Raw genomic sequence first — 21,894 nt, 5'->3', positions numbered from 1 at the left:
GGCTGTGGGCACCAGACGAGCGGCACGGCAGCGCTCCGAGCGGGGCGCGACCGTCGTCGAGTTCGCCCTGCTCATGCCCGTGCTCTTCCTGCTGCTCTTCGGGATCATCCAGTACGGCCTCTACTTCTGGGCCATGCAGGGCGGCAGCGACATCGCCCGCAACGCCGCCCGGATGGCGGCCGTCGGCGACCCCGCGACCTGCGCCGCCTACCGCACCGCCGTCGCCGCCGACATCCAGGGCCTCACCGGGTCGGGCTCCACCGCGACCGTGCGGCGCAGCTACGCCACCGCGCTGCCGAGCCAGGTGCAGGTGGGCGACGTGGTGACGGTGACGGTGCAGTTCGACAGCTTCGACCTGCAGCTGCCGATCCTGCCCTTCGTCGACGACGGCGAGGTCAACGCCACCGCCGAGGCGCGCGTCGAGTTCGTGCCGCGCCAGCCCGAGGCCTGCCCGTGACCGGGCGGTGCGCCCGCCCGGCCGCTCCCCGGGCGGCTCGGCGCCGTCGGCGTACGCGGGACGAGGGCGGGGCCATGGCGGTGATGATCGCCGTGATGGCCGTCGTGCTCTTCGGGGTCTCCGCGCTCGCGGTCGACCTCGGCAACGCCTGGTCCCGGGGACGCGCGGTGCAGAAGCAGGCCGACGTGACGGCGACCAGCGCCGGGTGGCGCCTGCCGATGAGGGTGTCGGTGCCGGAGGCCGCGCCCGCGGCGATCGCGGCCGACGCGGCCCGCTACCTCAACGCCAACCGCGCCCCCGGCCAGCCGGTCGCCACCGGGTCGGCCCTGCTCGACGGCCAGCGCGCCAACGGCGAAGTGTCCTTCGAGCACGCCGACGGCACGGCCTGCACCGACGTCTGCGTGCAGATGGAGGTCGTGGCGCCGGCCGCCCACGTCGAGTTCGGCCTCGCCGGCGTGCTCGGCCGGACGGCCGTCGACGTGCAGCGGGTCGCGACGGTCAGGGTGGTCTCGCCGCTGCCGTCGCCCGCCGACATGGTGCCCTTCTGGCTGCCCGACGGGTGCGCCCTCGGCCCGGCCGCCGCCGACACCACCGGCGGCAACTCGCTCGCCGCGACCACGACGACCACGACCGTCGCCCCCAGCCCGACGCCCAGCCCGACGCCCGGCCCGACGCCCAGCCCGACGTCCAGCCCGACCGCCACGGCGAGCGGGTCGGGCGGCCCGGCCGCGACGGCCAGCCCGAGCCCCACGACCACGACGGCGACCGCGGTGGCCTCGCCCGGCGTCCCGGTGGGGTCCCACCGGATCACCAGCCCCCGCACCCTGAGCGTCACGGTCGGGCAGCAGCTCAGCGTCTCCCAGCTCCAGGTCGACTCCATCCCCAGCAACACCGATCGTGCCTCGATCCGGTTCTACTCACCCGACGGCTCCACGTTCGTCGACTACGCCGCCCAGGACGTCGGCAAGACCAACCCGCTGGTCGTGCCGACCTTCACCGTGGGCGGCGAGGTGTCGGCCACCCCCGGCACGTGGCGGGTCTACGCCCTGATCCAGGCGAAGGGCAACGCCCGGCTGGAGATCTCCGCCAACCACCTCGACTACGTGGTGGTCGGCCCGTCGCCCTCGCCGACCCCCAGCCCGACGCCGACGGCGAGCCCGAGCCCGTCCCCGAGCGCCGGGCCCTCGCCCACGCAGACCGCCTCCCCGACGGCGACACCGACGCCGACGCCGGAGCCGGCGCCGTCGCCGACCGGGGTGCCCGTGGGCTGCGTGGGTCAGGACCGCGGCAACTTCGGCCAGCTCGACAGCCCCCGGCGCGACGGCCTCACCGGTCAGCGACGGCTCGCGGCGAACATCGCCGGCGGCCTCGACCACCAATTGGTGCCCTACTCCTTCGCCGTGGGCCAGACCGTCACCAAGGAGTGCGGCAGCGGCTCCTCCTGGATCAGCGGAGCCGTGCCGGACGACCAGCCCCTCGACGGCCGCAACTGCATCCTCGGCGACACCGGCAACGACGGTCCGGCCCTCTACGACGGCTTCGTCAGCGGCACGGGGTCGAGGCCGGGGCGCCTCGACGTGCGCAACGGCGCCACCACTTGCCCGGGTCGCGGCGACCTCGTCGTCGGCAGCGTGCGGCTCAACAACGACGTGCTCTCCTGCTTCCTGCGCAACGGCGCCACGCTCGACTCGCTGACCCGCACGGGGGTGTCGGCCACGATGCTGGCGCCGGAGGTCGTCGACTCGCCCCGGCTCGTGTGGCTCCCGGTGGTCTACGCCACCGACCGGGCCCAGAAGCGCTTCCAGCCGATCCTGGACTTCGTGCCCGGCTTCCTCACCGACGAGACCCAGAGCAGCGCCGCCTCGGCCTCCAACGGCCTGGCGATCAACGGCAACTCGGTCAAGGCGCTCCAGGTCTTCGTCTTCGACAAGACGGCCCTCCCGGTCGACGCGCAGGCGCCGACGGTGGCCTACGACGCCGACCTCGGGCCCAGCATCGTGCGCCTCGTCGGCTGAGCCGACGCGACGTAAGCCCCGGGCAGGACCACGAGTCGTCCACAGACGCACGCGACCGGAGCGTCCTCCACACCCTCCTGCGGTGGGACCCCACGCACCGGCGATCCGGAGGAGCCTCCTCGTCAGGAGGTCCCATGACGACGACGGCAGGATCACGACAGGCCCTGGGTGCCTACGGCGAGGCGCTCGCCGAGCGTCACCTCGTGGCGCAGGGGATGACGGTGCTCGCACGCAACTGGCGCTGCCCGGCAGGAGAGATCGACCTCGTCCTGCGCGACGGCGACGTCCTGGTGGTCTGCGAGGTCAAGACCCGCAGCAGCCTGGGCCGCGGCACGCCGCACGAGGCGGTCACCGACGCCAAGCTCGACCGGTTGCTGCGCCTCGGCGAGGCGTGGCGGGTGGAGCAGGGGTTGGGGCGCGTCGAGCTCCGCATCGACCTGGTGGCGGTGCTGCGGCCCCGCCAGGGCGCCTCGACCATCGACCACGTGCGGGGGCTGGTGTGATGAGCACGGCGACCGCGCGGTCGGTGTCCCTGCACGGCGCCCTGGGGCACCTCATCGACGTCCAGACCGACGTGTCACCCGGCCAGGTGGGGCTCACGCTCGTCGGCCGCCCCGACGCCTCGCTCAACGAGTCGCGCGACCGCTGCCGCATGGCCGTCATCAACGGCGGCTTCGAGTGGCCCTCCACCAAGCGCATCACGATCCTGCTGTCCCCGGCCGACCTGCTCAAGCGCGGCACCCACTTCGACCTGGCCATCGCCGTGTCGGTGCTCGCCGCCGACGGCACGGTGCCGAAGGCCGCGCTCGACGGGGTCGTGCTCATCGGCGAGCTCACCCTCGACGGCAACCTGCGCGGCGTGCACGGGGTCCTCCCGATGGTGCTGGCGGCCGCGGCACGGGGCGTGCGCCGGGTCTTCGTGCCCGAGCCGCAGGCGCACGAGGCCGCGATGGTGCCCGACATGGAGGTCCTCGGGGTGCGGTCGCTGGGTCAGGTGGTCGCCGAGCTCCGCGGCGACGAGGTGCCCTGGGCGCCGCCGGTGGCCTCGGCGAGCGGGAGCCGTCTCCTCGCCTGGCGCGGCGACGAGCGCCGCGAGGAGGGCGACTTCGCCGACCTGCTGGGTCTCGAGGACACCCGCTTCGCCGTCGAGGTCGCCGCCGCGGGTGGCCACCACCTGATGCTGGAGGGGCCCAAGGGCGCCGGCAAGACCAGCATCGCCGAGCGGATACCGACCATCCTCCCCGACCTCACCGGCTCGGAGTCCCTGGAGCTCACCGCGATCCACTCCCTGGCCGGGGTGCTGGAGCCGGGCGCGGGCATGGTGGTCCGCCCTCCGTTCAGCGCCCCCCACCACGACGCCAGCAAGGCCAGCCTCATCGGTGGCGGCAGCGGCGCGGTCCGGCCCGGCGAGCTGAGCCGGACCCACCTCGGGGTCCTGTTCCTCGACGAGTTCCCGCTCTTCCACAGCGACGTCATCGACGCGCTGCGCCAGCCGCTCGAGAGCGGCGACGTCACCGTGGCGCGCCGCGAGGAGTCGGTCACGCTGCCGGCCCGGGCCATGGTGGTGCTCGCCTGCAACCCCTGTCCCTGCGGCGAGTACGCCCCGCGGTCGGGCGCGATGAGCTGCGGGTGCACCGAGCGCAAGCGTCGCGACTACCGCGCCCGCATCACCGGTCCCATCGCCGACCGCATCGACGTCGTGCGCTACGTCGAGCCCCTGGCCCCGCACGACCAGCGCGACGTCTTCAGCCGCGCCGAGCCCTCCGAGGTGGTGCGGCGCCGGGTGTCCCTGGCCCGCCGCCGTCAGGCCGACCGCTACGCCGGGTGCAGCTGGCGGCTCAACGCCCACACCCCGGGCCCGCAGCTGCGCGACCGGTGGCGGCTGGACGCCGACGCCCAGCGGATGGTCGACGAGCAGGTCTACGCCGGCCAGCTGACCGGCCGCGGTGCCGTGAGGGTCAACCGCCTCGCCTGGACCGTCCTCGACCTCCTGCCCGACGAGCGGGCCAGACCGGGGCTCGACGAGGTCGAGGTGGCGCTGCGGCTGCGCCGGGGCGAGCCGCTGCTGTCCTCGACGCTGCGGCGCGCCGGATGAGCCGGCGACCCACCGGGTCGGCGCCACGGGTCGGGCTCAACGACCGGCTGGCCCGCGTCGCGCTGAGCAGGCTCGCCGAGCCGGGCGACCTGCGGATGAACACCCTGGTCACCGATCTCGGACCCGTCGCCGTCCACGAGCACCTCACCTCCCAGCACGACCTGCACGGCCTGCTCGACGACGTCGGGCAGCGGCTGGAGGCCCTCGATCCCGAGCGTGAGCTCGTGCAGGCCGAGGAGCGGGGGATCCGGTTCGTCGTGCCGGGCGACCCCGAGTGGCCCGCGGGCCTCGACGACCTGCGCTCGGCCGACCCGCTCCACGACCGCGGCGGCGTGCCGATCGGCTTGTGGGTGCGCGGGCCCCTGCGTCTCGACGAGCTCGCCGGGGGAGTGGCGGTGGTCGGCTCGCGCTCGTCGACGACCTACGGCGAGAGCGTCGCGCGTGACATCGCCGCCCGGGTGTCGCTCACCGGGCTCACCGCGGTCTCGGGGGCGGCCTTCGGCATCGACCAGGCGGCCCACCGCGGGGCGCTCGCCTCGGGTGCGCCGACCGCGGCGGTCCTCGCGTGCGGCGCCGACCGGAGCTACCCCGCCGCCCACTCGACCCTGCTGGACCACATCGCCACGGTGGGTGCGGTGGTCTCGGAGACGGCACCGGGACTGCCGCCCACCCGCATCCGCTTCCTCAGCCGCAACCGGCTCATCGCCGCGCTGACCTGCGGCACCGTCGTCGTCGAGGCGGCCGCCCGCAGCGGCGCTCTCAACACCGCCAACTGGGCCGGTCGGCTCCACCGGGTCGTGATGGGGGTGCCGGGGCCCGTGACCAGCGCGCCGTCGCAGGGCGTCCACCAGCTCCTGCGCTCCGGTGCCGCGGCGCTGGTGACGGGCGGGGCCGACGTCCTCGAGCTGGTGGGAGCCAGCGGTGAGCACCTGGTCGAGGAGCCCCGCGGCCCGGTGCGCAGCCGCGACCGCCTCAGCCGGCGCGACCAGCAGGTCCTCGACGGTGTGCCGGTCGCGCGCGCCGCGCCCGCCGACTCCGTGGCCCGGGCCGCGGGGCTCGGGCTCCTCGAGGTGCAGTCGGCCCTGAGCCGCCTGCACCGTGCGGGGCTCGTGGAGCACGGTGAGGAGGGCTGGCGGCTCGCCGCACTGGCTCACGACTGAGCAGGCCGGCCCGGCCTAGCATCGCCTGATGAGCACCCCGGCGCCGGACGACAGGGCAGCCGCCGTCGCCGCGTCCTCGGGCACGGGTGGGCCGGCGGACGACGGGCGGTCGGCCGAGCCCACCGAGCCCACCGAGCCCACCGACACGCTGCCGCCGGAGATGACGCGCGTCCTGGCCGACTACGAGCGGCACCTCGCCGTCGAGCGCGACCTGAGCCCCCACAGCGTCCGTGCCTACCTCGCCGACGTCGCCGGCCTCCTCGAGCACGCCCGTCGCCTCGGCCACACCGACGTCGGCACCCTCGACCTCCGCACGCTGCGCAGCTGGCTGGCCAAGCAGCAGACGATGGGACTCTCCCGCACGACCCTCGCCCGCCGGGCGACCGCTGCGCGCGTGCTCACCGCCTGGCTCGCCCGCACCGGGCGGGCCCCCCAGGACGTCGGCGCCAGCCTCGCCAGCCCTCGGGCCCACCGGACCCTGCCCCCGGTGCTGCGCGCCGACGAGGCGGCCGACCTGATCCGGGCCGCGAGCGAGCTGGCCGACGACGGCAGCCCCGTGGGCCTGCGCGACGTCGCGATGCTCGAGCTGCTCTACGCCACGGGCGTCCGGGTCGGCGAGCTGGTCGGCCTCGACGTCGACGACGTCGACCGCGAGCGCAACGTCGTGCGGGTGCTCGGCAAGGGCCGCAAGGAGCGCACGGTCCCCTTCGGCCGGCCCGCCGCCCGCGCGGTCGACTTCTGGGTCCGGCACGGGCGACCGGCTCTCGTGCGGGCCGGGTCGGGCCCTGCGCTGTTCGTCGGTGTCAGGGGTGGTCGCATCGACCAGCGCGCCGTGCGGACCCTCGTGCACCGACGCATCGCGGACGTGCCCGGAGCCCCCGACATCGGACCCCACGGCCTGCGTCACACCGCGGCGACCCACCTGCTCGAGGGTGGCGCCGACCTGCGCTCGGTGCAGGAGCTGCTGGGCCACGCCTCCCTGGCCACGACGCAGCTCTACACGCACGTCACGACCGACCGGCTGCGCCGGGCCTACCAGCAGGCCCACCCCCGCGCCTAGGCCCACCGGGTGGCGCCTGCGCCGTGAGCCACCCGGGCCGTGAGCACCGCTGCCCGCGCCGCGGCACGGGTCGTCGAGCCGTCCGGGGCGACCGCACCGGTCGTGCGTCAGCCCCTCGGCTCCTCGGCCCCCCGGTCCACCAGCCCCAGCCACGGAGCCCACGGGACCCAGGCCACCCACGCGCCCCGGGGGAGCGGGGGCGCCCACGGCACCGGCGACGTCGCCGCCGGCCCGGCCGCGGGCGGCCCGACCGCTCCCGCCGCCCCGCCCGACCCCAGGGGGAGGAGGCGCACGGGCCCGGCCCCCACCAGGCGCAGGGGGTCGAGGTAGGTGTCGGGATCCGCGATCCACCCCCAGTGCAGGCAGGAGCGGGGCGCGCAGTGCGAGCCGCCGACCTGCAGGGCCCCGATCTCCTCGCCGCCGGAGACGGTGGAGCCCACTGCGGCGGTCCCGGCCACCGGCTCGTAGGTGGTGCGGGTGACGCCGTGGTCGACCACGACCACGCCGCGGCCCGCGATGGTGCCGGAGAAGGAGACCGTGCCCGGCAGCGCCGCCCTCACCGCCTGGCCCGGCCGGCCGAGCAGGTCGACCCCTCGGTGGCCCGGCGCCCACGGTGAGGCCGGCGCGTCGAAGCGCGCCGTCACCTCCGGAGGCGGGAGCAGGGGCCAGGTGCCCACCGGGTCCTCCCCGGCGCTGGCCGGCGCGACGACGCCGAGCAGCGACGCCAGCGTGAGTCCCGCGCCCGCCAGGAGCCGCCTCCGTGCCCGAGCGGACCTCGGCGGGCCGGCCGAGCCGGTCCCGGCGGTCCGGGGCGTCACGGCACGGACGGGGAGGGTCGGCGGGTGACGGCGCATGACCCCAGGCTCGAGGACCGTCGGGTGGACCGGGGAGGAGCGGGCGCACGGTGTGGAGGGGGCGCGGCGTCGCGCCGCCTGGGGGCGACTCGTGGGTCGTCGGATTGGGCTGCTGCGGCGGCCAGCGCGTAGGCTGGAGAGTGCGATCAGTGCGGCATGTCCGCAGTGGTCGACTTCGCACGTCGGCAGACCGCGTCGACCACCCTCACCGGGGTGGTCGGTCTCCCGTGGGCGACGACCCTCGGTCCTGTGGCTCCCACCGCGCAGGTCGGGTCGCGTGCCGGCGTCAGGGCTCCCAGCACCCGCTGGGGGCGAACAACCGAGAACACGACCGGCCTCGAGCGCCGGTGCGTCCTCCCCGCCCCCGGGCGGAGGGCAAGGACGCACGCACGGGCTCGCGGCCACACAGGAGAAACAACACCATGGCAGTCGTCACCATGCGCCAGCTCCTCGAGAGCGGCGTCCACTTCGGGCACCAGACCCGTCGCTGGAACCCCAAGATGAAGCGCTTCATCATGACCGAGCGCAACGGCATCTACATCATCGACCTGCAGCAGTCGCTGGCCTACATCGACCGCTCCTACGCCTTCATCAAGGAGACCGTCTCGAAGGGCGGCACCGTGATGTTCGTGGGCACCAAGAAGCAGGCCCAGGAGGCGATCGCCGAGCAGGCGACCCGCGTCGGGATGCCCTACGTCAACCAGCGGTGGCTGGGCGGCATGCTCACCAACTTCCAGACGGTGCACCAGCGGATCAACCGTCTCAAGGAGCTCGACGAGCTCGACTTCGACAACGTCGCGGGCTCCGGTCGCACCAAGAAGGAGCTCCTGCAGATGAAGCGGGAGCGCGACAAGCTCGAGAAGACCCTGGGCGGCATCCGCGAGATGGGTCGCACCCCGTCGGCCGTGTGGATCGTCGACACCAAGAAGGAGCACCTCGCCGTCGAGGAGGCCCGCAAGCTCCGGATCCCGATCATCGGCATCCTGGACACCAACTGCGACCCCGACGAGGTCGACTTCCCGATCCCGGGCAACGACGACGCCATCCGCGCCGTCGGTCTGCTGACCCGCGTGGTCGCCGACGCCGTGGCCGAGGGCCTCATCGCCCGCTCCGGCGCCAAGACCGGGGCCGAGAGCGCCACCGCCGAGGAGCCGCTGGCCGAGTGGGAGCGCGAGCTCCTGGCCGGCGACGCCGAGAAGGCCGCCGAGACCGCCACCGCCTCCGACGCCACCTCGGAGGCCCCGGCCTCCGAGGCGACCGGTGCCTCCTCCGAGGGCGCCGAGTCCGCCGAGGTCGCCGCGTCGGCCGAGCCGGCCGCCGAGGCCCCCGCCGAGACCGAGACCGCCGAGGCCCCCGCGGCCGACGAGGCCAAGGCCTGATCCTGCTCCAGCCGTGACCACCGTCCGCGAGCGACGCTCGCGGACGGTGGCACGCCCGGACACCTCCCACTCACACAGAACCGAGGGACGAAGCACATGGCGAACATCTCCGCCGCGGACGTCAAGAAGCTCCGCGAGACCAGCGGCGCCGGCATGATGGACTGCAAGAAGGCGCTGACCGAGGCCGAGGGCGACTTCGACAAGGCCGTCGAGATCCTGCGCATCAAGGGTGGCAAGAAGATGGCCGAGCGCGCCGCCGAGCGCGAGGCCACCGCCGGCCTGGTCGCCACCTCCGGTGGTGCCCTCGTCGAGCTGCGCTGCGAGACCGACTTCGTCGCCAAGGGCGACGCCTTCGTCTCCGCCGCCCAGCGCATCGCCGACGCCGCCGACCAGGCCAAGGCCGTCGACGCCGAGGCGCTCAAGGCCGTCCCGCTCGACGGCAAGACCGTCGGCGAGGTCGTGGACGACCTGGCCGTCTCCATCGGCGAGAAGATCGAGCTGGGTCGTGTGGCCTACTTCGAGGGCCCCGTCGTGGTCTACATGCACAAGCGTGCCGCCGACCTCCCGCCGGCCGTGGGCGTCCTCGTCGAGTACGACGGCGACGAGACCGCCGCCAAGGGTGCGGCCATGCAGGTCGCCGCCATGCGCCCGCAGTACCTCACCCGCGACGAGGTCCCCGCCGACGTCGTCGCCAAGGAGCGCGAGATCGCCGAGGCGACCTCGCGCGAGGAGGGCAAGCCGGAGCAGGCCATCGCCAAGATCACCGAGGGTCGCCTCAACGGCTTCTTCAAGGACGTGGTGCTGCTCGAGCAGCCCTCGGTCACCGAGAACAAGAAGTCGGTCAAGACCGTCCTGGACGAGGCCGGCACCACGCTGAAGCGCTTCGCCCGCTTCGAGGTCGGGGCCTGATCGCCACGACCCGTTCCGGCGTCATCCACTAGGTTGGCGCCACACGCTCGACGAGGAGGCCGGCCGACGATGACTCAGACCCTGATCATCGTCGCCGGCCTCCTCGCTGTGCACCCCCCGACCCGCTCTCGAAGGGACCGTCCGTGACCGGATACAAGCGTGTGCTCCTCAAGCTCTCCGGAGAGGTGTTCGGCGGCGGCAACGTCGGCATCGACCCCGACGTGGTGCAGGGCATCGCCAAGGAGATCGCCGCCGTGGCCGAGGCGGGCGTGCAGATCGCCGTCGTCACCGGCGGCGGCAACTTCTTCCGCGGCGCCGAGCTCCAGCAGCGGGGCATGGACCGCGTACGGGCCGACTACATGGGCATGCTCGGGATCGTCATGAACTGCCTGGCGCTGCAGGACTTCCTGGAGAAGATGGGCGTCGAGACCCGGGTGCAGACCGCCATCACGATGGGTCAGGTCGCCGAGCCCTACGTGCCGCGCCGCGCGATCCGCCACATGGAGAAGGGCCGCGTCGTCATCTTCGGCGCCGGCATGGGCATGCCCTTCTTCTCCACCGACACCGTGGCCGTGCAGCGCGCGCTGGAGAGCCGCTGCGACGTGGTGCTGGTGGCCAAGAGCGGGGTCGACGGCGTCTACTCCGCCGACCCCCACCTCGACCCCACCGCGACCAAGTACGACGAGCTGACCTACGACGAGGCCATCTCCCAGGGCCTGCGGATCATGGACCAGACGGCGTTCGCCCTGTGCGGGGAGAACAAGCTGCCCATGATCGTCTTCGGCATGGAGCCCGAGGGCAACATCCTGCGCGTCGTGCAGGGTGAGAAGATCGGCACGCGGGTGAGCGCGGGCTGAGCGCCCGCCCCGCCCGCAGCAGTCCGCGACGACACAAGGAGCCCCTTCGGTGATCAACGACATCCTCAACGAGGCCGACAGCAAGATGAGCAAGTCGGTGGAGTCGACGCGCGAGGAGTTCGCCGCGATCCGCGCCGGCCGGGCCCACCCCAGCATGTTCAACAAGATCGTGGTCGACTACTACGGCTCGCCGACCCCGCTGCAGCAGCTGGCGAGCTTCACCGCCCCCGAGGCGCGGGTCATCCTGATCCAGCCCTACGACATGGGTGCGATGAACAACGTCGAGCGCGCGATCCGCGACTCCGACCTGGGCGTCAACCCCTCCAACGACGGCAAGGTGCTGCGCTGCGTGTTCCCCGAGCTCACCGAGGAGCGGCGCAAGGAGTACATCAAGGTCGCGCGCGGCAAGGCCGAGGACGGCCGGGTCGCGGTGCGCAACCTGCGTCGCACCGCGAAGCAGAACCTCGAGAAGCTCGAGAAGGACGGCGAGGTCGGCAAGGACGACGTCACCGGGGCCGAGAAGCGCCTCGACGGCACCACCAAGAAGCACACCGACGCGATCGACGAGATGCTCAAGAACAAGGAAGCGGAGCTGCTGGAGGTCTGAGACCTCCCACCACCGACTCGATGACAGACACCTCCCCGGACACCACCCCCGGCGCGACCCCACCGGTCAAGGACCACGGTCGCGCCGGGCGTGACCTGCCTGCCGCGTTCGCCTCGGCCTTCGTCCTGCTCGCGGCGATCGCTGCGTCGCTGCTGTTCTACAAGGCGGCCTTCATGGTCATCGTGGTCGCCGCCGTCGTGGTGGCGATCTGGGAGCTGCACCGCGGCTTCGGCGCCAAGGGCATCGACCTGCCCGAGCAGCCGCTCATGGTGGGTGGCGCCGCGATGGTGGCCGTCGCCTACTTCTTCGGCGCCTCCGCGCTGGTCACCGCCACTGCGGTCGCCGCACTGGTGATCATGCTGTGGCTGCTGCGCCGGGGCATCGACGGCTACGTCATGAACGCCACGGCGTCGGTCTTCACCCTGGTCTACGTGCCGTTCCTCGGCTCGTTCGTCGCGCTGCTGCTGGCCGAGGGCGGCTCGAGCGGCGCCGGCCTCGACAACGACGGCGTGCTGGCGGTCATCGTCTTCATCCTGGTCACCATCGCCTCCGACACCGGTGGCTACGTCGGCGGCGTGCTCTTCGGGCGCCACCCGATGGCGCCGGTCATCTCCCCGAAGAAGTCCTGGGAGGGCTTCGCGGGGTCGGCGGTCGCCACCGTCGCCGGCGGCACGGCCCTCGTGGTGTGGCTGCTCGACGGCGACTGGTGGGTCGGCGTGGCCCTCGGCCTGATCACCGTCGTGATGGCCACCCTCGGTGACCTGTGCGAGTCGGTCATCAAGCGCGACCTCGGCATCAAGGACATGAGCCAGGTCATCCCGGGCCACGGCGGCCTCATGGACCGTCTCGACTCCCTGCTCGCCACGGCCGCGCCGATCTGGCTGCTGCTGCACTACGCCGTCTTCTGAGCCGCCTCCTGCTGCGCTCGTCCACCTCGTGGGCGCCGCGCGCCCGGTGCTCGGGCCGGGTCGGCTGACGCCACGAGCGGCGTGGTCCGGCTCGCCCGCGCCAGGGACGACCGGGACCGCCCGGCCGCCGATCTCCGTCGAGGTGGGAGCGCTCGACGGGCCGTGCCGGTGCCCGCGGGCGCGGTGAGCGGCCGTCGCGGGCCGACAGGTGAGATATTGCCTCCCATGGACACGACCCCCGACCGGCCGGTCACCACGACGCCGGACCCGTCGCACGAGCCCGCGACCGCGGAGGTCGACCCGTCCGAGGCGGCCGGGAGCGGCCGGACCGACGAGACCGGCCGGGCCGACGGCGCCGACGGGGGCCCGAGCTGGTGGCACCGCGACCATCCGACCTTCACCGCGCTGTCCGGCTTCTTCGCCGGGCTGCTCTTCCTCATCCTGGTGCCGGGCGTCTACGGCGCGGTGCTCAACGCGGTGGTCGCCTACGACACCGCGGAGCGGCTCTTCCCCTACGTGCTCGTGGCGCTGCTGGTGCCCGCGGTGCTGCTCGTCGTGCCGCGCACCCGGCGGTTCGGCCGCTACATGGCGCTCGGCATGGTCTCGACGGCCGTCGTCGTGCTGGGCGTCGGCGGCCTCGTGCTCTGGATCCTGGTGGCCCGCGGCTGACCGGGCTGGCCGGGCTGACCGTGCGGTCGGCTCAGCCGGGTGGTGCGGCGTCGGGGTCCTCGTCGACCACCCAGTGCAGGGTGCGCTGCACCGCGCGGTCCCAGGCCGCCCGCTCCCGGCGGCGCACGACGGGGCTCATCGACGGCTCCCACAGCGCCGCGCGGCGCCACGTGCCGCGCAGGACATCGAGGTCGGGCCAGAAGCCGACGGCCAGGCCGGCGGCGTAGGCCGCCCCGAGCGAGACCGACTCGGCCACCAGCGGCCGCTCGACCGGCACGTCGAGCACGTCGGCGACCGTCTGCATCAGCAGGTGGTTGGCGGTCATGCCGCCGTCGACCCGCAGCCGTGACAGGGTCAGCGAGGTGTCGAGGTCGACGGCCTCCACCACTTCGCAGGTCTGCCAGGCGGTGGCCTCGAGCACGGCCCGCGCGAGGTGACCGCGGGTGACGTAGGACGTGAGGCCCACGACGACGCCGCGCGCGTCGGCCTGCCAGCGGGGGGCGAAGAGGCCGGCGAAGGCCGGCACGATGTAGCACCCGCCGTTGTCCTCCACGCGACGTGCGAGGGTCTCGATCTCGGGGGCCGAGGAGATCATCTCCAGCGAGTCGCGGAACCACTGCACGAGCGCCCCGGCCACGGCGATCGACCCCTCGGTGGCGTAGACGGGCTGCTCGCCCTCGAGGGCGTAGGCGACCGTCGAGAGCAGGCCGTGCGTGGAGGGCGTGACGCTGGCGCCGGTGTTCATCAGCAGGAAGGCGCCGGTGCCGTAGGTGCACTTGGCCTCGCCCTCGTCGAAGCAGGTCTGCCCGAAGAGCGCGGCCTGCTGGTCGCCGAAGGCGCCGCCGATGACGACACCCGGCAGCCCGACCGTGCAGGTGCCGTAGACCTGGGCGTTGGGGCGGATCTCGGGCAGCATCGCCGCCGGCACGTCGAGGGCGTCGAGCAGGCGCTGGTCCCACTGCAGGGTGTGGATGTCCATCAGCATGGTGCGGCTGGCGTTGGTGACGTCGGTGACGTGGACGCCGCCGTCAGGGCCGCCGGTGAGGTTCCAGATCAGCCAGGACTCCATCGTGCCGAAGGCGACCTCGCCGAGCCGGGCCCGGCGCTGCAGGCCCGGCACGTGGTCGAGCAGCCACCGCAGCCGGGGCGCGGCGAAGTAGCCGGCCGGTGTCAGCCCGCAGACCTCCTCGAAGAGCGGCGCGGCGGCGCTGCGGCCGAGCTCGGCGACCAGGTCGGCGGTGCGGGTGTCCTGCCAGGTGATGGCGGGTGCGACCGGTCGCCCGGTGGCGCGGTCCCAGACCACCGTGGTCTCGCGCTGGTTGGCGATGCCCACCGCGGCCACGTCGGAGGGCTGGAGCCCCGCGAGCGCCAGGGCCTCGGGCAGCACCCGCAGCGTGTTGGCCCAAATCTCGGCCGCGTCGTGCTCGGCCCAGCCGGGCCGGGGGTAGTGCTGGTGGTGCTCGTGCTGCGCCACCGAGACCATCCGCCCCGCGTGGTCGAAGAGCAGGCACCGCGTGGAGGTGGTGCCCTGGTCGATCGAGGCGACGTACGACGCGCTCACAGCCGCTCCTGCAGGGTCGAGGAGACGGCGTGGGCGGCGGCGACGACCTGCGTGACCAGGTCGTCGCGGGGCTCGCCGGACGGCCCGAGGACGCGGTCGCGCGGTCCGCTGACGCCCAGCGCGCCCACCCCCACCCCGAGCCTGTGCCCCAGGTGGCGGCGCAGGGGAGCCGCGAGGGTGGCGACACCGGGGCGCAGCGTGCTGTCGACGCAGGCCCATCCCTGGCGGCGGGCCAGCTGCACCGCACGGGCGAGCGAGACCCGGGGGGTCGGGTCGCCCGCCTCGCGGGCCGCCGAGGCGCTCACCGCGGGGGAGAAGGCGAGCAGCACGAGGCCGAGGGCGCTGGTGGCCAGCGGCTGCAGCTCGCCGACGCGCAGGCGCTGGGGCGAGCCGTCGGGGCGGAAGACGTGGTGCACGAGCTCGACGGTGCGCCCGGTCAGCACGCCCAGCTCGACCTCCATGCCGGTGCGCGCCGCGAGCCCGTCGGCCCAGTTGACGGCGCGCGAGCGCAGCAGGTGGGGATCGAGACCCTCGCCCAGGGTGGCCAGGCCCGAGCCCAGGGCGTAGCGGCCGGTGTCGGGCTCCTGGGTCACGAAGCCGACCTCGCACAGGGTGCGCACGATCCCGTGCACGGTGGGCTTGGGCAGGTCGAGCAGGCGGGAGAGCTCTCCGAGCGCCACCGGCTCGTGCACCGCGCCGAGCACGTGGAGCACGGCCGCGGCCCGCTCGATGGACTGGATGGTGGCCACCGGCCGATCCTAGACGTTCGACATCGACGAACGCACGTTCGGTCATGTCGAACGACGGGCCTCGCCTGTGACGCGCGTCTCGTGTTGGCTGTGACCGGCGCCACCCCCGAGTCCCGGAGGAGCACGGCGCGTCCGGGAGGAGAGACAGTTGCGGTCCACGAAGAACCCCCTGGTCGGCGAGCTCTGTGCGGAGTTCGCCGGCACGATGATCCTGATCCTGTTCGGCACGGGCGTGGTCGCCCAGGTGTCGACCAGCGCCGACGGCAGCCTCGGCGACCACGACTCGATCGCCTGGGCCTGGGGCCTCGGCGTCACGCTCGGCGTCTACGTCGCCGCCCGCCTGTCGGGCGCCCACCTCAACCCGGCGGTCACCATCGCGCTCGCGGCCTTCAAGGGCTTCTCCTGGCGCAAGGTGCTGCCCTACTCCCTCGCCCAGCTCCTCGGCGCCTTCGTCGCGGCACTCATCGTGCGCGCCACCTACGCCGACCTCATCGCGACCGTCGACCCCGACCACACCATCAAGACCCAGGGCATCTTCTCCACGCTGCCCGGCAACGGTGGCGCGGGCGTCAGCATCCCCACGGCCTTCCTCGACCAGGTCGTCGGCACCGCGATCCTCGTCTTCGTGATCTTCGCCCTCACCACGGCGTGGAACAACCCGCCCCTGGCCAACCTCGGCCCGGTCGTGGTCGGCCTGCTCGTGGTGGCCATCGGCATGGCCTTCGGCGCCAACGCCGGCTACGCCATCAACCCCGCCCGCGACCTCGGGCCGCGCCTGGCCTCGCTCATGACCGGCTACGGCGGGGCGCTCAACGACCAGAACGGCGACCTGTACTTCTGGTTGCCGATCATCGCCCCGATCATCGGCGGCCTCATCGGCGGCGCGCTCTTCAAGCTGCTCATCGAGAACCACCTCACCGAGGACCCCGCCGACGGCGCCCAGGACGAGGCGGTCAGCGAGCCCCGGCCCAACCAGTGACCGGACCCGTCACCGCCCCCGGCACCAGCCCCAGCGCCAGTCCCACCACCAGCACCAGCAGCACCCACCCACACCAGGAGGCACGCATGGCCGAGTACGTCGGAGCCGTCGACCAGGGCACCACCAGCACCCGCTTCATGATCTTCGACCACGGCGGCAACGAGGTGGCCCGCCACCAGCTCGAGCACGAGCAGATCCTGCCGCAGGCCGGCTGGGTGGAGCACGACCCGGTGGAGATCTGGGAGCGCACCCGCTCGGTCATCGAGACCGGGCTCGGCAAGGCCAAGCTCACCGCCGAGGACCTCTGCGCGCTCGGCATCACCAACCAGCGCGAGACCACCGTGGTGTGGAATCGCAAGACCGGGCGGCCCTACTACAACGCCATCGTGTGGCAGGACACCCGCACCGACCGGATCGCCAGCAAGCTCGAGCGCGACGGCCACGGCGACCTGATCCGGGAGCGGGCGGGCCTGCCGCCCGCGACGTACTTCTCCGGTGGCAAGATCCAGTGGATCCTGGAGAACGTCGACGGGGTCCGCGAGGCCGCGGAGGCCGGCGACGCGATCTTCGGCAACACCGACTCCTGGCTGATCTGGAACCTCACCGGCGGCACCGACGGCGGCGTGCACGTCACCGAGCCGACCAACGCCAGCCGCACCATGCTGATGGACCTCGAGACCCTGCAGTGGGACGACGAGCTGCTGGCCCTCTTCGACATCCCGCGACAGATGCTGCCCGAGATCCGCTCCTCCTCCGAGCCGGGCGGCTACGGCACCACCCGGGCCAACGGCCCGCTGCGCGGCGAGGTGCCCCTCACCGGCATCCTCGGCGACCAGCAGGCCGCCACGGTCGGCCAGGTCTGCTTCGCCCCCGGCGAGGCCAAGAACACCTACGGCACCGGCAACTTCATGCTGCTCAACACCGGCACCGAGCTGGTGAGGTCGAAGTCGGGCCTGCTCACCACGGTCTGCTACAAGTTCGGCGACCAGGACACCGTCTACGCCCTCGAGGGCTCCATCGCGGTGACCGGCTCGGCGGTGCAGTGGCTGCGCGACCAGCTCGGGATCATCTCCGGCGCCGCGCAGAGCGAGTCGCTGGCCCGCCAGGTCGACGACAACGGCGGGGTCTACTTCGTGCCGGCCTTCTCGGGCCTCTTCGCGCCCTACTGGCGCTCCGACGCCCGCGGCGCCATCGTCGGGCTCTCGCGCTTCAACACCAACGCCCACCTGGCCCGCGCCACGCTGGAGTCGATCTGCTACCAGTCGCGTGACGTCGCCGAGGCCATGGAGAAGGACTCCGGCGTGACCCTGGAGGTGCTCAAGGTCGACGGCGGCGTGACCGCCAACGAGCTGTGCATGCAGATCCAGGCCGACGTGCTCGGCGTCGAGGTCAGCCGACCCGTCGTGGCCGAGACCACGGCGCTCGGCGCGGCCTACGCCGCCGGTCTGGCCGTCGGGTTCTGGAACAACACCGACGAGCTGCGCGAGAACTGGAACGAGGCGAGGAGATGGTCGCCACAGTGGGATGAGGAGCGTCGCCAGGCGGGTTACACCCAGTGGAAGAAGGCGGTCGAGCGCACGCTGGACTGGGTCGACGTGGAGTGACGCCGACCCCGGCCCGGCCGGTCGCCGCCTGACCGGCCGGCCCGGCCCCGCTCCACCACCGGCACCACGCAGGCCAGGCACCACCGGCACCACCCGTCGTACCGCACCCGCCCCACCGTCGAGAGGACACCCTGATGAGGTCCGTCGCCCTGTCACCCGAGCTGCGCGAGCAGTCCCTGGAGGCCATGGCCTCCGAGGAGCTGGACATCCTGGTCATCGGCGGTGGGGTGGTCGGCGCGGGCAGCGCGCTCGACGCCGCCACCCGCGGGCTGAAGGTCGGGCTGGTCGAGGCCCGCGACTTCGCCTCCGGCACCTCGAGCCGCTCCAGCAAGCTGGTCCACGGCGGCCTGCGCTACCTCGAGATGCTCGACTTCCGTCTCGTCGCCGAGGCGCTCAAGGAGCGCGGCCTGCTGCTGCAGGAGCTCGCCCCGCACCTCGTGCACCCCGTGGCCTTCCTCTACCCGCTCCAGCACCGCGGCTGGGAGCGGCTCTACGCCGGCTCCGGCGTCGCGCTCTACGACGCCATGAGCCGCATCTCCGGGCGGGCGGGCGTGCCGCTGCACCAGCACCTCACCCGACGCGGCGCCCGCAAGCTGGTGCCGTCGCTGCGCAAGGACGCCCTGGTCGGCGCGCTGAAGTACTACGACGCCCAGGTCGACGACGCCCGCCACACCATGTTCATCGCCCGCACCGCGGCGGCCTACGGCGCCCACGTGGCCTCCCGCGCCCGCGTCGTGGAGCTGCTGCGCGAGGGGGAGCGGGTCACCGGCGCCGTGGTGCGCGACCTCGAGAACGACCGCACCGTCACGATCCGCGCCAAGCAGGTCGTCAACGCCACCGGTGTGTGGACCGACGAGACCCAGTCGTTGGGCGGCCAGCGCGGCCAGTTCCACGTGCGCGCCAGCAAGGGCATCCACCTCGTCGTGCCCAAGGACCGCATCCGCTCCGAGGTCGGGATGATCCTGCGCACCGAGAAGTCGGTGCTCTTCGTCATCCCGTGGGGCCGGCACTGGATCATCGGCACCACCGACACCGACTGGGCCCTCGACAAGGCCCACCCCGCGGCCAGCGAGGCCGACATCGACTACCTGCTCGAGCACGTCAACGCCGTGCTGGAGACCCCGCTGACCCGCTCCGACGTCGAGGGCGTCTACGCCGGGCTGCGCCCGCTGCTGGAGGGGGAGTCGGAGGCGACCTCCAAGCTCTCCCGCGAGCACGCCGTCGGCCACCCGGCCCCCGGCCTGGTCGTGGTCGCGGGCGGCAAGTACACGACGTACCGGATCATGGCCCAGGACGCCGTCGACGAGGCCGTCTTCGGGCTGTCCTCGCAGTTCGACCGCGTGGTGGGGAAGTCGGTCACCGACAAGATCCCGCTGCTGGGCGCGGAGGGCTACCACGCGCTGCTCAACTCCCGCCACGTGCTGGCCCAGCGCTCGGGTCTGCACGAGGTCTGGATCGAGCACCTGCTCAAGCGCTACGGCTCGCTGGTCCACGAGCTGCTCGACCTGGTCGCGGCCGACCCGGGCCTCGGCGAGCCGCTGGCCGCGGCGCCCGACTACCTGCGCGTGGAGGCGGTCTACGCCGCCAGCCACGAGGGCGCCCGCCACCTCGACGACGTGCTCACCCGCCGCATCCGGCTCTCGATCGAGACCTTCGACCGCGGCGTCGGGGCGGCCGAGGAGGTCGCCGACCTCGTCGGCGGCGTGCTCGGGTGGAGCGAGGAGCAGCGCTCCCTGGAGATCGAGCACTACCGCAAGCGGGTCGAGGCCGAGCGCGAGAGCCAGCAGATGCCCGACGACGCCACCGCCGACGCCGCCCGCCTCGGCGCGCCCGACGTGGTGCCGCTGAGCTGACCTGCCGGCCCGGCCGCCGTCCGCGGACTCGCCGCGGGCGGGGCCGGGGTGGGAGAATCGGTGCCCTGATGTCCCAGAACCCTGACCCGACCCCCGCCACCGCACCGTCCGCCGGCACCGCCGAGGCCACGGAGGCCCCCGGTGCCTCCGCCGGCGCCGTCGCGGCCGGCGCTCCCGAGGGTGCCCTCACCCTGCCGCTGGTCTTCGAGGAGCCGCGGGGGCGCAAGAAGCCGCCGCGCCACCTCGCCGACCTGACCTCCGCGGAGCGCAAGACGCTGCTGGAGGACAACGGGCTGCCCGGCTTCCGGGCCAAGCAGCTCTCGACGCACTACTTCGCCCGCCTGGCCGACGACCCCGAGCAGATGACCGACCTGCCGGCCGCCCAGCGCGCCGAGCTCGTCTCCACGCTGCTGCCGAGCCTCATGACGCCGCTGCGCACGATGGAGGCCGACAAGGGCACCACGCGCAAGACGCTGTGGAAGCTCTTCGACGGCGCCCTGGTCGAGTCGGTGCTCATGCGCTACCCCGACCGCGCCACGGTGTGCGTCTCGAGCCAGGCCGGCTGCGGCATGGCCTGCCCCTTCTGCGCGACCGGGCAGGGCGGCCTGCAGCGCAACATGAGCACCGCCGAGATCGTCGAGCAGGTCGTCGCGGGAGCGCGCTCGATGGCCCGCGGCGAGGTGCCCGGCGGCCCCGGCCGCGTCTCCAACGTGGTCTTCATGGGCATGGGCGAGCCGCTGGCCAACTACAAGGCCGTCATCGGCGCCGTGCGGCGCCTCACCGACCCCGCGCCCGACGGCCTCGGCATGTCGGCGCGCGGCGTGACGGTCTCCACCGTCGGCCTGGTGCCCCGCATCCGCCAGCTCACCACCGAGGGCATCCCGGTGACCCTCGCGCTGAGCCTGCACGCCCCCGACGACGAGCTGCGCAACGAGCTGGTGCCGATCAACACCCGCTACTCGGTCGCCGAGACCGTCGAGGCGGCCTGGGACTACGCCCGCCAGACCAAGCGCCGTGTCTCCATCGAGTACGCCATGATGCGCGGCATCAACGACCAGGCCTGGCGCGCCGACCTGCTCGGCGACGTGCTCGGCTCCTACGGCGACTGGGGCTGGGTGCACGTCAACCTCATCCCGCTCAACCCCACGCCGGGATCGAAGTGGACCGCCTCCGACCCCGCCGACGAGCGGGAGTTCGTGCGTCGCCTCGAGGCCAAGGGCATCCCGACCACGGTGCGCGACACCCGCGGCCGCGAGATCGACGGCGCCTGCGGTCAGCTGGCCGCCGCCGAGTGACCTCCCGAGGGCCGGGAGCAGCATGACGCTGACGCACGAGGACGTGGCCGCGGCCGCGGCGGCGTGGGTGTGGGTGCCCGACAACGCCCGGCGCATCCGGGGCGAGGGATGGCAGCTCGTGCGCTTCCCCGACTGGTTCGAGCACCCCCTGGAGCTGGTGTCGTTGGACCCGGACCGGGACGTCGCGGCGCTCGTCGACGACGCGCTCGTCGCGGCGCGGGCCGAGGCGGTGCCCGGTGTCGTCGAGCAGGTGGTCTGCTGGGCCAGGCTCGGCGCGGCCGACGCCGTGGCCGACGTGCTGCTCGCACGCGGCGGTGTGCTCGACGAGACCCTCGACGTCATGGCCCTCGACCTCGCCGGTCCGCCCCCCGACCTGGGTCGGCCCCCGTCGGCGGAGGTCGAGCTCCGCTGGACCGTCGACGTCGCCACCGCCCGGGACTCCTTCGCCGTCGGCGCCGAGGTCTTCGGCGGCAGCACCCCCTCGCTGCCCGAGGTCGAGGCCTACGTCGCGCGCGCGGGCGACGACCTGGCCGCCGGTGCCGGCGGCGCCGTCGTCGCCTACCTCGGCGACCGACCGGTCGCCAGCGCCGGCCTCACCGTCGTCGACGGCGTGGCCCGCCTCTGGGGCGGCGCCGTCGTCGCCTCCGAGCGCGGCCGTGGGCTCTACCGCACCCTCCTCGCCGAGCGACTCGTCTACGCGCTGGCCCACGACGCCCGCATGGCCCTGGTCAAGGGACGCGTCGAGACCTCCGGCCCGATCCTGCGGCGCGTCGGCTTCGTGCCCCACGGCCAGGAGCGCTCCTACGCCGTGCCCCTGACGGCACCGGGGTCGTCGGGCGCCGCGGGTGTGCCGGGAGCGCCCGCGTAGGAGACCGACGGGCAC

The 21,894-nt window shown here is 73.6% G+C and carries 20 protein-coding genes; 17 read left to right on the top strand and 3 right to left on the bottom strand.

The features are described 5' to 3' along the window. Nucleotides 1-4 precede the first annotated feature (4 nt). From IR170_RS13990 to IR170_RS13965, 6 genes are all read left to right on the top strand, one after another. Nucleotides 5-457: a TadE/TadG family type IV pilus assembly protein gene (locus tag IR170_RS13990; RefSeq protein WP_251531378.1), complete on the top strand. Its 453-nt coding sequence runs from the start codon at nucleotides 5-7 to the stop codon at nucleotides 455-457. Between the two features lie 74 nt (nucleotides 458-531). Beyond that, a complete protein-coding gene (locus IR170_RS13985) occupies nucleotides 532-2,472 on the top strand; it encodes a hypothetical protein (protein WP_193664985.1) in 1,941 nt (646 codons plus the stop codon). Nucleotides 2,473-2,606: 134 nt separating this feature from the next. After that, nucleotides 2,607-2,975 carry a YraN family protein gene (locus IR170_RS13980; RefSeq protein ID WP_193664983.1) on the top strand — a complete coding sequence of 123 codons (369 nt, stop codon included), beginning with the start codon at nucleotides 2,607-2,609 and terminating at the stop codon, nucleotides 2,973-2,975. Beyond that, nucleotides 2,975-4,567 (top strand): YifB family Mg chelatase-like AAA ATPase, encoded by a 1,593-nt coding sequence (locus IR170_RS13975; RefSeq protein ID WP_193664982.1) that lies wholly within the window; start codon nucleotides 2,975-2,977, stop codon nucleotides 4,565-4,567. The genes IR170_RS13980 and IR170_RS13975 overlap by 1 nt, the downstream gene beginning before the upstream one ends. Continuing rightward, nucleotides 4,564-5,727 (top strand): DNA-processing protein DprA, encoded by a 1,164-nt coding sequence (gene dprA / locus IR170_RS13970; protein ID WP_193664980.1) that lies wholly within the window; start codon nucleotides 4,564-4,566, stop codon nucleotides 5,725-5,727. Before IR170_RS13975 ends, dprA begins: the two co-directional genes overlap by 4 nt. A 160-nt stretch (nucleotides 5,728-5,887) precedes the next feature. After that, nucleotides 5,888-6,787, top strand: a complete 900-nt coding sequence (locus IR170_RS13965) for a tyrosine recombinase XerC (protein ID WP_193665230.1) — start codon at nucleotides 5,888-5,890, stop codon at nucleotides 6,785-6,787. 107 nt (nucleotides 6,788-6,894) lie between these two features. Here IR170_RS13965 and IR170_RS13960 read toward each other — a convergent pair whose 3' ends face one another. Beyond that, nucleotides 6,895-7,464, bottom strand: coding sequence for a M23 family metallopeptidase (locus IR170_RS13960; RefSeq protein WP_319805086.1), 570 nt, complete (start codon nucleotides 7,462-7,464; stop codon nucleotides 6,895-6,897). 599 nt (nucleotides 7,465-8,063) lie between these two features. Between IR170_RS13960 and rpsB the strand changes: the two genes are divergently transcribed. The 6 genes from rpsB (at nucleotide 8,064) to IR170_RS13930 (ending at nucleotide 12,970) form a co-directional block, all read left to right on the top strand. Next, nucleotides 8,064-9,020 (top strand): 30S ribosomal protein S2, encoded by a 957-nt coding sequence (gene rpsB, locus IR170_RS13955; RefSeq protein WP_193664978.1) that lies wholly within the window; start codon nucleotides 8,064-8,066, stop codon nucleotides 9,018-9,020. Nucleotides 9,021-9,116: 96 nt separating this feature from the next. Continuing rightward, nucleotides 9,117-9,929, top strand: a complete 813-nt coding sequence (gene tsf, locus IR170_RS13950; RefSeq protein ID WP_193664976.1) for a translation elongation factor Ts — start codon at nucleotides 9,117-9,119, stop codon at nucleotides 9,927-9,929. 143 nt (nucleotides 9,930-10,072) lie between these two features. Continuing rightward, entirely contained in the window at nucleotides 10,073-10,786 is a 714-nt protein-coding gene (gene pyrH, locus IR170_RS13945) for a UMP kinase (RefSeq protein ID WP_056862385.1), read from the top strand. 52 nt (nucleotides 10,787-10,838) lie between these two features. Continuing rightward, nucleotides 10,839-11,393, top strand: coding sequence for a ribosome recycling factor (gene frr, locus IR170_RS13940; RefSeq protein WP_200918953.1), 555 nt, complete (start codon nucleotides 10,839-10,841; stop codon nucleotides 11,391-11,393). A gap of 20 nt (nucleotides 11,394-11,413) precedes the next feature. Beyond that, on the top strand, nucleotides 11,414-12,301 hold the full coding sequence (locus IR170_RS13935) for a phosphatidate cytidylyltransferase (protein WP_193664974.1): 888 nt from the start codon (nucleotides 11,414-11,416) through the stop codon (nucleotides 12,299-12,301). A 225-nt stretch (nucleotides 12,302-12,526) separates the two neighbouring features. Continuing rightward, nucleotides 12,527-12,970 (top strand): hypothetical protein, encoded by a 444-nt coding sequence (locus IR170_RS13930; protein WP_193664972.1) that lies wholly within the window; start codon nucleotides 12,527-12,529, stop codon nucleotides 12,968-12,970. Between the two features lie 31 nt (nucleotides 12,971-13,001). On the opposite strand, the gene glpK (IR170_RS13925) is transcribed toward IR170_RS13930, so the two are convergent. Together glpK (IR170_RS13925) and IR170_RS20400 are read right to left on the bottom strand one after the other, a co-directional pair. Next, nucleotides 13,002-14,531 carry a glycerol kinase GlpK gene (gene glpK, locus IR170_RS13925; protein WP_193664970.1) on the bottom strand — a complete coding sequence of 510 codons (1,530 nt, stop codon included), beginning with the start codon at nucleotides 14,529-14,531 and terminating at the stop codon, nucleotides 13,002-13,004. Beyond that, complete coding sequence (locus tag IR170_RS20400) at nucleotides 14,528-15,280, bottom strand: IclR family transcriptional regulator (protein ID WP_056904597.1); 753 nt, start codon at nucleotides 15,278-15,280, stop codon at nucleotides 14,528-14,530. Before IR170_RS20400 ends, glpK (IR170_RS13925) begins: the two co-directional genes overlap by 4 nt. Before the next feature lie 148 nt (nucleotides 15,281-15,428). Here IR170_RS20400 and IR170_RS13915 point away from each other — a divergent pair, with 148 nt between their 5' ends. From IR170_RS13915 to IR170_RS13895, 5 genes are all read left to right on the top strand, one after another. Then, nucleotides 15,429-16,259, top strand: coding sequence for an MIP/aquaporin family protein (locus IR170_RS13915; RefSeq protein ID WP_227489291.1), 831 nt, complete (start codon nucleotides 15,429-15,431; stop codon nucleotides 16,257-16,259). Between the two features lie 86 nt (nucleotides 16,260-16,345). Beyond that, nucleotides 16,346-17,863, top strand: coding sequence for a glycerol kinase GlpK (gene glpK / locus IR170_RS13910; RefSeq protein ID WP_193664968.1), 1,518 nt, complete (start codon nucleotides 16,346-16,348; stop codon nucleotides 17,861-17,863). 134 nt (nucleotides 17,864-17,997) lie between these two features. Beyond that, the gene (locus IR170_RS13905; RefSeq protein ID WP_056904596.1) at nucleotides 17,998-19,716 is read left to right on the top strand and encodes a glycerol-3-phosphate dehydrogenase/oxidase; all 1,719 of its coding nucleotides are present in this window, start codon (nucleotides 17,998-18,000) and stop codon (nucleotides 19,714-19,716) included. A 68-nt stretch (nucleotides 19,717-19,784) separates the two neighbouring features. Continuing rightward, the gene (gene rlmN / locus IR170_RS13900) at nucleotides 19,785-21,011 is read left to right on the top strand and encodes a 23S rRNA (adenine(2503)-C(2))-methyltransferase RlmN (protein WP_227489290.1); all 1,227 of its coding nucleotides are present in this window, start codon (nucleotides 19,785-19,787) and stop codon (nucleotides 21,009-21,011) included. A 22-nt stretch (nucleotides 21,012-21,033) separates the two neighbouring features. Next, nucleotides 21,034-21,879, top strand: a complete 846-nt coding sequence (locus IR170_RS13895) for an N-acetyltransferase (RefSeq protein WP_193664967.1) — start codon at nucleotides 21,034-21,036, stop codon at nucleotides 21,877-21,879. Nucleotides 21,880-21,894 lie beyond the last annotated feature (15 nt).

It is taken from the genome of Nocardioides kribbensis (genome assembly GCF_015070375.1).
GTDB classification, from domain to species: Bacteria; Actinomycetota; Actinomycetes; order Propionibacteriales; family Nocardioidaceae; genus Nocardioides; species Nocardioides kribbensis.
This window is presented reverse-complemented; position numbering and strand designations above follow the sequence as displayed.